At 31.9% G+C, this 13,307-nt stretch carries 8 protein-coding genes; 4 read left to right on the forward strand and 4 right to left on the reverse strand.

The annotated features are described in order from the left end of the window. Positions 1-13: 13 nt before the first annotated feature. Positions 14-1,102, reverse strand: a complete 1,089-nt coding sequence (locus AD998_08720) for a glycine cleavage system protein T (protein ID KOY86218.1) — start codon at positions 1,100-1,102, stop codon at positions 14-16. Between the two features lie 195 nt (positions 1,103-1,297). On the opposite strand from AD998_08720, the gene AD998_08725 reads away from it, so the two are divergent. The 3 genes from AD998_08725 to AD998_08735 all read left to right on the forward strand — a co-directional run bounded on the left by AD998_08725 (position 1,298) and on the right by AD998_08735 (position 5,771). Then, a complete protein-coding gene (locus AD998_08725; GenBank protein KOY86219.1) occupies positions 1,298-2,656 on the forward strand; it encodes a hypothetical protein in 1,359 nt (452 codons plus the stop codon). A gap of 88 nt (positions 2,657-2,744) precedes the next feature. Continuing rightward, on the forward strand, positions 2,745-4,874 hold the full coding sequence (locus AD998_08730; GenBank protein ID KOY86220.1) for a hypothetical protein: 2,130 nt from the start codon (positions 2,745-2,747) through the stop codon (positions 4,872-4,874). Between the two features lie 225 nt (positions 4,875-5,099). Continuing rightward, positions 5,100-5,771, forward strand: a complete 672-nt coding sequence (locus tag AD998_08735) for an ABC transporter permease (protein KOY86221.1) — start codon at positions 5,100-5,102, stop codon at positions 5,769-5,771. Positions 5,772-5,804: 33 nt separating this feature from the next. Here the strand turns inward: AD998_08735 and AD998_08740 are convergent, their stop codons facing one another. Continuing rightward, entirely contained in the window at positions 5,805-6,527 is a 723-nt protein-coding gene (locus tag AD998_08740; protein KOY86222.1) for a hypothetical protein, read from the reverse strand. A 342-nt stretch (positions 6,528-6,869) separates the two neighbouring features. Here AD998_08740 and AD998_08745 point away from each other — a divergent pair, with 342 nt between their 5' ends. Next, positions 6,870-10,079 carry a hypothetical protein gene (locus AD998_08745; GenBank protein KOY86223.1) on the forward strand — a complete coding sequence of 1,070 codons (3,210 nt, stop codon included), beginning with the start codon at positions 6,870-6,872 and terminating at the stop codon, positions 10,077-10,079. A 42-nt stretch (positions 10,080-10,121) separates the two neighbouring features. Here the strand turns inward: AD998_08745 and AD998_08750 are convergent, their stop codons facing one another. Both AD998_08750 and AD998_08755 read right to left on the reverse strand, forming a co-directional pair. After that, positions 10,122-10,484: a hypothetical protein gene (locus tag AD998_08750; GenBank protein KOY86224.1), complete on the reverse strand. Its 363-nt coding sequence runs from the start codon at positions 10,482-10,484 to the stop codon at positions 10,122-10,124. 40 nt (positions 10,485-10,524) lie between these two features. Further along, positions 10,525-13,212, reverse strand: a complete 2,688-nt coding sequence (locus tag AD998_08755) for a hypothetical protein (protein ID KOY86225.1) — start codon at positions 13,210-13,212, stop codon at positions 10,525-10,527. Positions 13,213-13,307 lie beyond the last annotated feature (95 nt).

The following is a 13,307-nucleotide window of genomic DNA, read 5'->3' on the forward strand; positions in this document are numbered from 1 at the left end:
AGCCCCTTCGTTGTTATTTTTTATAAAAAGGTAGTTTTACCACTTTGGCAGGTTGTAATTGTTCACGAACTTTGATGAAAACTGGGGTATCTGCATTACTGTATTCAGTTTTTACATAGCCCAACCCAATACCAATATTGAGCATAGGAGAGATAGTTCCTGAAGTTACTTCTCCAATTTTCTCACCTGTTTCAGTGCAAATTTCATAATGACTACGAGGAATGCCTTTATCAATCATTTCAAAAGCTACTAATTTTTTTGCAACACCCTGTTCTTTTTGACGTTGCAAGTTTTCAGAATTGACAAAAGGTTTTGTGAATTTGGTAACCCAACCCAACCCTGCTTCCAAAGGAGAAGTTGTATCATCAATATCATTTCCATACAAACAATAACCCATTTCCAAACGCAATGTATCTCTTGCCCCTAAGCCAATAGGTTGTATGTCGAATTCTTTACCTGCTTCAAATATTTTATTCCAAAGATTTTCAGCAGTACTTTTATGAACATATAATTCAAATCCACCTGCTCCAGTATAACCTGTGGCAGAGATGATTACATCATCAATGCCTCCAATAGAGCCTTTTGTAAATGAGTAATATGGAATAGAAGCTAAATCAGTGGTCGTAATTTTTTGTAGTGTTTCAACAGCTTTAGGACCTTGTACAGCAAACAAGCAAATGTCATCAGATATATTTTTCATTTCAACACCTTCAGAATTATGACTTTGAATCCAATTCCAATCTTTTTCGATATTGGAGGCATTCACTACAAGCATATATTCGTTATCTGCAATTTTATAAACCAATAAATCATCTACGATACCACCTTTATCGTTGGGTAAGCAGGCATATTGGGCTTTGCCGTTAGTTAGTTTAGAAGCATCATTACTGATTACTTTCTGAATAAGGTCAAGAGCTTTTTCTCCATAAAGCATAAATTCTCCCATATGCGATACATCAAAAACTCCCACTCCATTTCGGACTGCAAAATGCTCTGCTTTATCAGAACTATAACGTACAGGCATATTGAAGCCTGCAAAACCTGTCATTTTTGCACCTAATTTTTCATGTAAGTGCTCTAAAGGTATTCTTTTTAATTCCATTGCGTTTTTTTTGCTCGAATTTAGAAATAAAAAAAAGTTTTCACAAAATAGAATCACTATATCAATGATTTTTTTGGGAAATAAACAAAAAATGACTTTGATGAGTTATAAAAATAATACAAAAAATGAGCTAAAAATTTGCAAAAATGAACTAGTTATCTTACATTCCGTTAATTATTAATACACTACATTATTATGCAAGGAAACTCAGTTATTGCATTGGTGCCAGAATATTTGAAATATTCCAAGTTTTTAGCCTTTATGGTTTTAGACTTTGAAGGAAAGTGTATATATATAAATGATACATTTACCAAAAAATATGATTTTTTTAAAGATTATTTGTTGGACGATTTTTTTATTAAAAACTTACATGAACAAGATGTTCAAAAATATTATCTGGCAATAAAAGAGTGTAATCAATTTGATGGTGCAGTTCCTCTGAATGTATGTAAATACAATGAACAGGATGGATCATATTATTACATAAAAGGTGAAATTGCGACATTGAAAAATGAAGCTACTTCTTTAGGTCTCATATACATTGTCCACGAAATTAGTCAAGAATTAGATGCAAGTACACATCATAAAAATCTCCATAATATCAATCAATTACTGAATGCAATCCTTGAAAGTCCGAAAGGAATTATAATATTCTCTTTAGATAATAATTATAACTATTTGTATTTTACTACGATGCATAAAGAAACTATGAAAAGCATTTGGGGTGTAGATATAGAAGTAGGGACAAATATGTTGGAGTGTATTCATGATTATAAAGATAAAATTAAAGCCAAAAAGAATTTTGATAGAGCTTTGAATGGGGAATATTTTGTAGAAAAAGAAGAGTATGGAGATGAAAATCTTTTAAGAACCTATTGGGAAGACCGTTATTCACCTATTTTTAATCAAAATAATGAAATAATAGGTTTAACAGTATTTGTGACAGATATTACAGAGCAAAAAAGAGTTGAACAAGTCATAAAAGAAAGTGAACACAAACTCGATTTACTGGCTAATAATTTCCCTTATGGTTCTATTAGTTTGATAGATACTAACCTGAATTTTTTATATACAGGAGGAGCTGGGTATAAAGATTATGGCTTAAACCCGAAAGAATTTATAGGAAAATCAATTAAAGATATATTTGAAGCTAATTTATATATAAAAATAAAAGATTCTTTGGCTTATATACGTCAAGGGAATAGTTTCTCTTTTGAAGTGAATTATGGCAATCGAATTTATCAGAATATTTTACAACCTGTTTACAATAGTAAAAATATAGTAGATAGCTTTGTGCTTGTAGCAACTGATATTACTGAGATTAAGAATAATGAGCTGAAAATTATGTCACAAAACGAAAAGCTCCGAAAAATTGCATGGCAACAATCACATGAAGTTAGAAAACCTGTAGCTAACATTTTGGGTTTAATTACACTTATAGAGATAGATAAAGAAAAAATGTATGATGAAACCTATTTGCAGTATTTAAGATATGCTACAGAAGAATTAGATGAAATTATACATTCTATTGTTAGAGCAACAGACCAAGAATAAAGAAAGCAAAAATAAAATATATAATCCACTTAAAATTATTTACGTATAAAATATTATTTGTACATGGCTTGAAAATGCTTAAGACTTGATGTTATCCTTATTTCCTAAGTGGCTACTAAATTCCAATGTATATTCATTGAGTGTTATTGATTTAGAAGGTAGGTATGTTTTTGTTAATGAATACTTTAAAAGGAAATTTAATTTCCTTGACCACGAAATTATTGGTAAATATTTTGATTCAACAGTACACCCTGATGATGTAGAAAAATGCAGGGCAGCCTCTTATAAATGTGTTACAGAACACAACACAGTAGTTGAGGTTCAAATTCGCAAACCATACAAAGAAAAAGGTAAATACCTATGGACAAACTGGGAGTTCTCGTTATTGAAAAATGAGGAAAACCAAATCTTAGGTATTATGTGTGTAGGTTATGATATAACTTCTCTTCTTGATGCCCAAGAAAAAACACAAGAAATCATTCAAACAGATGAGCATATTTTTGAAACACTTACAGATGGATTCTGTATTTTGAATAAAAAATGGGAATTTATCAAAATTAGTGATAGTGCTCAACAAACTTTTCAAATGCCTAAAGGTAAAATTTTGGGTAAAAAATTTTGGGATATTTTTCCAAAAAATCCATCATCCAATTATACCAAACAATTACCTCAAGCCATGAAAAAACAGGTAATAGTTCAATTTGAGGACTATTATGCTCCTTTAAATGTGTGGTTTCGAATTGTAGCTCATCCTTCTCAAAAAGAACTAATTGTATTTTTTAAAGATATTACAGAACAAAAAAATGCTCAAGAAAAAACTTCTAATCCACAAGATAAATTAGAAATAGTTCTGAATACAACTTCAGATAGTAATATATTGATAGATAAAAACTATAAAATTATTGAGTTTAATACAACTGCTCAAAAACTTGTAGAAATTTTATATGATAAAAAAATTGCTAAAGGGCAACACATTAGTGAATATTTGTTACCAAATACAGAACAAGACTTTTATGATAATTTTGATAAAGCTTTAAGAGGTGAAATTGTAGAGAAAGAGAGAGAAATGAGTTTTAAAGATAATCTAAAAATATGGTTTCTTGTAAAATACATGCCTTTTCGAGATACAAAAAATAACTCAACAGGAGTGATTTTTAACGTTATACATATTGATAAGCACAAAAGAATAGAAGAAAAGCTAAAACAGTCTGAATATATCTTGAAAGCCATTTATCATAGTTCAAACGAAGCTTCTATCTTTATTAGTAAAGACCTGAAAATCATTTATTATAATTATCTAGCCAAAGAAACTATAAAAAAACGCTTTCAAAAAGAAATTCAAATAAAAAACTCAATATTAGATTTTATAGAACAAGATTTTCAAGAGGAATTTTTGAATAGTTATATGAAAAGCTTGAAAGGAGAGGTGATTGAGATAGAGAAAAGATATGATGAACGAGATTGGTTGATGTCATTGGTACCAGTCTATGATAATGAGCAGGATTTGGTGGGGGTATCTTACAATATGAGAGAAATATCAGAAGTAAAAAAAGTGGAAAAAAGACTCTCTGATACTCAAAAAGAACTCAATTACTCTAACCAATTACTTAAAACAATACTTGAAAGCCCAAAAGGAAGTATTATTTATGCCTTAGATAAAAAAATGCGATACCTGTTTTTTACCAATAGTCACAAAGAAACAATGAAACGCATTTGGGGAAGCGATATTCAATTAGGGGTTAATATGTTGAGTTATATTCATCATAAGAAAAGTAAAAAGCAAACACAAGAATACTTACAAAAAGCATTAGAAGGAAGCTATTTTACTGAAATAGAAGAATTTGGGGATTATGAATTGCATAGAATGTATTGGGAAAATAAATACTCACCTATTATCAATGAAAAAAATGAAATAGTAGGAGTTACAGTTTTTGTAATAGATATTACAGAAAGGAGAAATAGTGAGCTGAAAGTTACTCAACAGAATGAAAGACTACAATCTATTGCATGGCAACAATCACATGGGGTACGAAAACCAGTTGCCAATATTTTAGGGTTGATAGAACTTTTGAAGGCGGATTTAGATTTTGACACAAGACAAGAATATCTGAGTTATTTGAAAGAATCAACACAAGAACTCGACCATATTATTCATGAAATAGTAGAAATAGCAAATCGAGAAGACCTAAAAGTGATGACACGAAGAGAATATATTTAGCCTATATAAAATAAAAAACCTGCTTACAGCAGGTTTTTTCAATGCTTTTATAAAAAAGCCCAACGCACCGCTCAACCACCTACCCTTGCTGTATATCTCAACCCTGGGGGGGTTCAGCAGGAGCTGGTCGTGGGCGGGTACAAAGGTAGAAAAAAAAGATAAGGAAGCAAATTTTTGTGACGTTTTTTTTTAATATTTGTACATTCTAAATCAATAAATAAGTAGATGAAAGAGATTTTACAAATCAAAAGTCTGATAGCCAAAGAGTTTTTATTGGAGTGGAGACAGAAGTATGCTATCAACGGGCTTATACTCTATATAACTAGTGCTATTTTTGTTGCCTACTTGAGTTTTAATCTGGAAACGCAAAAATTACAACCCATTACTTGGAATACTTTGTTTTGGCTTATATTGCTTTTCTCAGCTTTTAATGCCATTGCAAAAGGATTTATGCAAGAAAAAGCAGGACGACAGTATTATTATTATAGCCTTGTAAGTCCTTACTTGATTATTATCTCAAAAATTATCTATAATATAGTTTTAATGTTACTCATTGCACTCATAGGTTTGGGAGGGTATAGTTTGTTTTTAGGCAATCCTGTTCAAGATTTGCCATTTTTTATTTTAAATCTTGTATTGGGGGCTATTGGATTTGCTTCAACACTTACAATGGTTTCAGCAATTGCAGCCAAAGCAAATAATAATTCAGTGTTGATGGCTGTTTTGGGCTTTCCTGTTATTTTACCAATGCTGTTGTTACTCATCAAAGTTTCTAAAAATGCAATGGATGGATTGGATAGAGGCTCCAGCTTAGAAGAAATAGCGACTTTGGGTGCTATCAATTTAATCGTAGTAAGTGTTTCTTATTTATTATTTGGATTTCTCTGGAGAAGTTAGGCCAAACCATCACGATTTAGCCTAACTATAATTTTACCAATAATATCTTTCATTGAGATATTGAGCAATACTTCTTTTTGTATCGTTTCTCATATATCCATTTTGAGTTGTAATATTGTGAACTTGGTTATCTTTAAATGTTATTAAACGTACTTCTTGACTGTTCATCTTAGTCGTAGCTTCACCAACTGTTACATTTAAATGATTTTTAACAATATAAGTAACCACAATTTCGCCACCAATCACTTGATTTTTATCCTCAATTGTACCAATATTTTTTGAATCCTGTTGAATTTTGTTGCCAGATACGAATACCATAGCTTGTCTATTTCTTTCTATAAAATTGGTATTAGAATTATTATTATTGGGAGTTGTATTATTAGGGTCTAAGGGAACATACTGACTTGGATTAGAAGTGGTTGATAAAGTAGGAGGATTACTAAATAATGACATAATTTTATCTTCTCCAGCTGAATTGAAGCCATCTTTTGTAAGTGCTTCATACTCTACCAAAAATATTGCCAAATCTCTTGTAATGTTGAATCTGCCAGGAGCTTTGTATGCTATTTTCCCTGATTGAACAAACTGTATTTCATAGTAGTTGTTGTCTTGTCCACTAAGGATTTTCCCATAAACAACTTCTTTGCCTGTAATATCTTTGATAGCAATGATTCTTTGATAAGTCCCATTACCACGTAAACTTTTAGCAGTAGCCCATTTGACTCCATCCACAAGGATTTCATCAGTTTTTTTCATATGCTCAACTTTTTTCTGAGCAAAACTAATAGTGGAAAAACAAAGTGTAAAAAGTAGAATTATTAATTTCATAAGATAAATAAGGTTGGTTAAAATTTAACTAATTACAACAATAATGCCAAAGCCTAAGGCTCGTATCTGTATAATATATTGGTGATTATGCTATTTATGATTTGCCATGTAACAAGTAAAGAAACACATTCTGTATTTGTGTTTGAGATTTTTTTAATATAAAATACGGTATATGATGTATTAATACAAATTATATTTTATGTTAAACTTTTTTTTCAAAGATATTTACAGTAAATTTAGCGAATTTTACAACATAAAATATACCAAATTATGCGAATACTTTTATCTTTCTGTTTTTTGGGATTGGTGTTTGGGGCTTTTGCACAAAAGACCAACAAAATCGCTCAAAACATGGATGTTATTAAACCTACTATTCATTTTGTTGAGAACAAAAAACAGTGGTATAAAGATATTCAATATAGAGCTGAAATACCAGCAGGCTTTTTGGATGTACAAAATGGCTCATTACAGTATTTTTTCTATGATGCACTTGCCATGCATAACAGACATGATCATGATGAAAAACACTCTCATATGCCTTTTGAAGATAAAGGCATACCTTATCATAGTTTTAAAATCAATTTTGAAGGAGCAAACCCTATACAAGCCAAAGCCTCTGATGTAAATCCAACCAAATACAATTATTATTTAGGAGATGCAAGTTCTTGGGCTGAAGGAGCAAATTCATATAGCAAAATTACTTTTGAAGAAATTTATCCTAAAACCAATTATTATTTATACAGCAAAGGTAAATCATTAAAGTATGAGTTTCACTTGGCTGTGGGAGCAGACCCAAGCCTCATAAAAATGAATTACGATTATACCAGTGGTTTACAAATTTTGCCTGATGGAAAATTAGAGATTAAAACATCTGTAGGTAATATGTACGAAAAACGCCCTTATAGTTATCAGATTATTAGAGGTAAAATGGTAGAAGTACCTACTGAATTTGCGTTGAATGGTACACAATTAGGTTTTGTATTTCCTAAAGGCTACAATAAGAGATATCCTTTGATTATAGATCCAGATTTGATATTTTCAACTTATTCAGGAGCGAGTTCACCTAATTATGGAAATACAGCTACTTTTGACGCAACAGGAAATTTATATTCAGGTTCTACTTCTTTTGGAACAGGAATCAGAGCAAATTCTCCGACACCTACCAATGTAGGAACTTTGGGAGGTAGTACAGATATTCGTTTGTATAAATATAATCCTACAGGAACCACACTCATGTATATCACTTTTGTAGGTGGAAGTGCTAGCGAAGTACCTCACAGTTTGGTAACAGATGGAGATAAACTCCTTGCTTTCGGTGCAACGGGTTCCAATAATTTTCCTACAACATTTGGTCCAACATTTCAAGGTGGTACAAGTGCTTCTGTAACAGCTGTTTCGTACTCAAGTGGTACAGATTTATACGTTGTAAAACTCAATGCTGATGGTACGCTTGATCGTTCAAGGTTATTAGGTGGAGCAGGTAACGAAGCCATCAAGCCATCTCTTGGTTTTGCTTGGACAACAGATAATTATGGAGATGGTAGTAGAGGAGATATTTATGTAGATAACAATGGAGATATATTTTTAGCTACCAATACTACATCTGCTTCTATTTCAGGTGTCACAGGAACGCTACAAGGTGGACAAGATGCTCTGCTTGTAAAATTTGATAATAACTTAAATTTATTATTTGGTAGATACTTTGGTGGCAACAATCTTGATTTGGCTCTTTCTGTAAAAACAAATGCTACTGGTGAGATTTTTATTGGTGGCGGAACAAGGAGTACTAATTTACCTTCTACTACGGGAAGTTTAAATGCAACATCCTTTGGAAATGATGATGGTTTTGTTGCGAAATTTGATGCAACAGGAACACTCATTAGAAGTACTTATTTGGGTACAACCAATGCTGATATGGTATTTTTCATTGATTTAGACCCACAAGGAGGTGTGTATTCGTACGGACAAAGCAGAAACGGTGCTTATCCTATCTTTCCAACAACTACACCACCATACAGCAATGGCAATAGTGGGCAATTTATTCATAAAATAAACCAAAATTTAGCTACTAACGAATGGAGTACAAGAGTAGGAAATAGCAATGGTTCTTATAATCTATCACCAACAGCTTTTCTAGTTGATAATTGTAGAAATATATTTATCTCTGGTTATGGTGGATGGTCTTCTATTCCTGCTGTAACAGGCTCACCAGTTACGCCTAATGCTTTTAAAGGTACAACAGATGGTGGAGACTTTTACTTAGCAGTTTATAAGCCTGATATGACAGGCTTGTTGTATGGAACATTTATTGGAGGTTCTGGAAGTGAACATGTGGATGGAGGGACAAGTCGTTTCTCTAAAGAAGGGATAGTATATCATGCAGTATGTGCTCCCAGTGGTTTTTCAACAACATCAGGTTCGTGGGCTTCTACATCTTCATCTAGCTGGGACTGTGCCGTATTTAAGTTTGAAACAAGTATCAATGCTGATTTTCAGATGCAAGACCCCACAGTTGGGACTCCTATCAGCAGTGGTGGTACATCTTGTTCACAAGCTGTAAGTTTTAAATTTCCTGCCAATGTAACAGAATTTGACTCTTTTCAATGGCAAATTTTGGATTTGGGAGGTAATTTGCTTTATACAGAAACAGTCAATAAAGACTTTCAATTTACATTTACGGCTTCAGGCAATTATAAAATTCGTTTGGTTGTAACAAATTGTGCTAAAACTGCTCAAAAAATTCAAGATTTACTCATTTCTATTCCAAACTTTATTGTTTCTGGAGATACACAAATTTGTAGATTTGGAACAGTACAACTCCTTGCAACAGGAGCAAAATCATATAAATGGACACCTACAACAGGTTTGAATAATCCTAATATTGGAAACCCTGTAGCTTCTCCAAACCAAACTACTACTTACACAGTAGAAATGAAAGATGAGAGTTGTACCATTAAGAAAACTGTGAAAGTAACTGTTTTACCTGCTGCTACCATAGATTTTAAATATGAATTTTTGAAAGATTGTAATACACCTTATCGTGTAAAACTTTCTTTGGTAAATGTAGATACTACAAAGCTTTCTAATTTCAGATGGAATATGGGTGACTCAAGAACTTTACAAGGTTCAAATCCTGCTGAATTTATTTATTTAGAGAATAATAAAGAGTTTACCATTACATTACTCGCTCAAAACGCTAATGGTTGCGACTCGAAAGTTGAAAAGAAAATATTTATTCCAGCTCCTCCAGTACTTCCTCCAAACGTAATTACACCCAACAATGATGGTAAAAACGATTTGTTTACCATTGCAGAGGCTGGTTCAAAAATAAAAATTTGGAACAGATGGGGAAAAATTATGTTCCAAAGTGATGATTATAAAAACGATTGGGGCAAAGACGTAGCATCAGGAACATACTATTATTTCTTGGAATCACCTTCAGGAGTAAATTGTAACGGATGGGTACAAGTCTTAAAGTAGAAAATATATAAAAAATAAAAAAGGCTCTGAAAAGAGCCTTTTTTATTCCATCACAAGCACATGTTGAGCTTTAGGGTCTGGAGGCTCTATATTACCATTGTAAGTGATTTTTGAAGCTTTTTTGATTTCTAGGCTTGTTTCTCCATAAATGGTAAAACCTCTTGGGGCTTCAATTTCCAAAGATAAATCAGTTCCATACAAATTGATAGTCATTTTGAGCACATCAGTAGTTGCATCATAAACTAAATTATTATCTCCCAATATAAAACTCCAATCACCAGGTTTAAAAATAAGCCTTCCATAAATACCTACAAGACTGATTTGAGCTTTTGAGATATTTTGTAAAGCCTTGAAATTTTCTTCTGTTTCAAGTTTTTCAAAAGTAATAATGTTTGATTTTTTCATAAAATAATGGAGTAATAGAAATGCTAAATTTACACAAATATTATTCTCCTACCATTACAAAAGCTCCCCAATAATAAGGGTCTTTGTATTTCTTTTTGAGCTCATTTTGGGCATTAATGAAAGCCAAACGTTTATCTTGTTTTTTGATGAGCATATTTTCGTAAAACAAAACCATCATTTCTTGGGTAGTGGTATCATCCACTTTCCAAAGGCTCATCAGAATAGATTTTGAACCAGCCTGTTTGAAAGCTCGTTGTAACCCATAAACACCTTCTCCATTTCTTATTTCTCCCAAGCCAGTTTCGCAAGCAGAAAGCACTACCAAATCTGTATTTTTCAAATCCAAATTCATGGCTTCTTGGGCAGTTAGTATGCCATTTTCTTTATTTCCATTTTCTTGTTTTTTCAGGGTTAGCTCTGCTCCAGCAAATAATAACCCAGCCCTCAGAAGAGGATTATCAAAATGCTTGTTTTCTTGAGCGTTGTCTTGCTCTTCTATGAAAAAACCATGTGTGGCAATGTGTAAAATAGAAGGCTCAGAAACTTTTTTCAAATTTTCTTCATTGGCTTGGTCTGCTAAATAGCTTTGTGTTAAGATTTTAGCCTTTTTAGCCAAAAATTCTATGGTTTCAATTTCTTTTTTGGTGCCAGGCAAGTAACTTATACTGCCTGATAGAGCATCAAAAAAACGTTGTTTTTTATCTATTCGATTGATGAAAGTATTATCTGCAATGCCTCTATCTTCTGTTCTTTTCTTGGAAGATGTATCTCCAAAATCAGGATAACCAAAAAGGTATAATCGATAAGTATTTGCTTGTTTTTTAAGCTCTTTTTTGTTCAAATCTAAGAAATCTCTTGCTGTACTAATGAGCTGAATATTAAGTTTTTCGCTTAAATATTTTTTTGAGTTTGGATTGAAAAGTGTTGCTAAATTGAGTTGGTGATACACACCATCTCCACTGAAATATACTTTTTTGATACCCTTGATAGATTTTTGGAGAGGTTCAAAAAAGATTTTGTAAGAAGATACATCTTGTTTATGAGCTTTTATACTGTTACGATAATAATTGATATGGTCTGCTTCCATATCTTTACCATTATGTAACACAATCATTTCGGGAAGTTTACTATCTTTTTTGACTACAAAAGCCACATAAAAAACTGTATCTGTCCAGCGTTTATCATAATAACGAACACGAGTAATTTCTACAAGAGCTTCTTTTTTTACTAATTTATCTTTAATTTCAGTCCAAGAACGCTCACGAGGAGTAAGCTCTACTGAAATACCTTTTTGGGCAAGGCTTGAACTTAAAGTTTTTTCAAGTTCATTGGCTTCTTTTTCTAAGGCTTGTGGATAGATATTTTCTGCTTTTCGGTTTTCTTTACTCATTTCGTAGATTTTGGCTATTTCTTTGCGTTTGGCAAGCCATTGTTCGTAGATATCTTGTAGGTTTTTGTCAGTAGTTTTTTCTAAATTCCTACGAAGTTGATTAGTAGAAAAGAACAACAAACCTTTAGTAATTAAGTTGTTTTCTAGGAGCCAAGTAGAAAGCTCAGGTTTTTGAGCTTTGAGAATAAAAGAATAATAACGTTCAAAATAATCTTTAAAAGTAGTCAAATATTCATCTTTCTCCTTTTCAGATAGCCCTATAAAATCTCTTTTCATATTTGAAATCAGTTTTAAAGAAGCTTCCTTATACAATGGTTCAGCTTTTGTATATAAAGCTTGCTTTTCGTATAAATCAGCAAAATCATTATAAGTAAGAGCATATTCAGAGTGATTTTTTTCTGCTTTTTTGTCAAAAATATTTTTAGATTCTATGTATAAAACTTCAGCTTGAGCATAAGAGCCTTGCTCTTTATACAAATCTGCCAAATCATTGCAAGAAAAAGCATAATCTATGCTTTCTTTACCCTTGAACTTTTCACAACTATTTTTGGCTTCTATGTATAAAGACTCAGCTTTGGTGTACAAACCCTGTCTTTTATACAAGTCAGATAACTTATTCTGATAAGTGGCACAATGGTCATAATAAGTTTCATTATCTTTTCCATTAATCTTTTCACACATATTGTTGATTTCCATGTAAAGAGGCTCAGCTTTCGCATACAAACCCTGATTCATGTATAAAAATGCTAAGTTATCACAAGATCGAGCATAGTCTGGATGTTCTTTGCCTAAAACTTTAGCATAAATATTTCTGGATTCTATGTATAGAGGCTCAGCTTTCGCATACAACCCTTGATTATGATAAATTTTAGCCAATTTATTACAATAAGAGGCATAACTAGGGTGTTCTTTGCCCAGAGCTTCTTCTATTTTTTTTTTCGCTTCTATACATACAAATTCTGCCTTTGCATACGAGAAGCAATCTTCTATGTAAAAAGAAATCAAATTATTTGAGTATTTAGCATATTTAGAATGTTTAGCACCTAAAACTTTTTCTATGATTCTTACACCTTCAATTATTAAAGATTCTGCTTGGGGATATAAACCCCTCTCAGAATATACAGCACCTAAAAGCAAACAAGCTGTTGCATAATTTTCATGATTTTTTCCAAACTCTTTTTCGGCTTGTATTTTTGCTTTTTCAAATATTTCAGTGCTTTTAATATATTCATTTGTGAAAGTATAATAAATACCTTTTTCATTCAAGGTTTCCCAATTTTGAGCAAGACTTACCCAAGATATAAAGAAAAATACAAATGTGGAAATAAATGCTTTCATTTGATTACGAGTTTGTTATATCAAATCTACACAAAAAAAGCTAAGAAACTAAGGTTTTTGTATCTATATTTTTTGAGACATTTTGAGATAAAATA

It is taken from the genome of bacterium 336/3 (genome assembly GCA_001281695.1).
GTDB lineage: Bacteria > Bacteroidota > Bacteroidia > Cytophagales > Thermonemataceae > Raineya.